Annotated in this window: 1 rRNA gene; it reads right to left on the bottom strand. The window is 56.7% G+C overall.

The window, feature by feature from the left end:
• Positions 1–538 (bottom strand): 23S ribosomal RNA (locus AAFU51_18935); the annotation flags it as partial.

Here is a 538-nt window from a genome sequence, read left to right as displayed (position 1 = left end):
GCGGAGAACCAGCTATTTCCGAGTTTGATTGGCCTTTCACCCCTAGCCACAAGTCATCCCCGCATATTGCAACATGCGTGGGTTCGGTCCTCCAGTGCGTGTTACCGCACCTTCAACCTGCCCATGGCTAGATCACTCGGTTTCGGGTCTAATCCCACGAACTGAACGCCCTGTTCAGACTCGCTTTCGCTGCGCCTACGCCTCATGGCTTAAGCTCGCTCGCCAGACTAAGTCGCTGACCCATTATACAAAAGGTACGGGGTCACTTGCGCTCCCCCTGTTTGTAGGCGTCCGGTTTCAGGTCTGTTTCACTCCCCTTGTCGGGGTGCTTTTCACCTTTCCCTCACGGTACTGGTTCGCTATCGGTCGATAAGGAGTACTTAGGCTTGGAAGGTGGTCCTCCCATGTTCAGACAGGGTTTCACGTGCCCCGCCCTACTCTAACGGTGGCTATGATACGGCTACGGGGCTGTCACCCATATCGCCCCGCTTTCCAACGGGTTCGCCTTATATCGCCACACGGCCTGGTCCGCGTTCGC

The organism is Bacteroidota bacterium, from assembly GCA_039821555.1.
Taxonomy (GTDB): domain Bacteria; phylum Bacteroidota; class Rhodothermia; order Rhodothermales; family Rubricoccaceae; genus JBCBEX01.
This window is presented reverse-complemented; position numbering and strand designations above follow the sequence as displayed.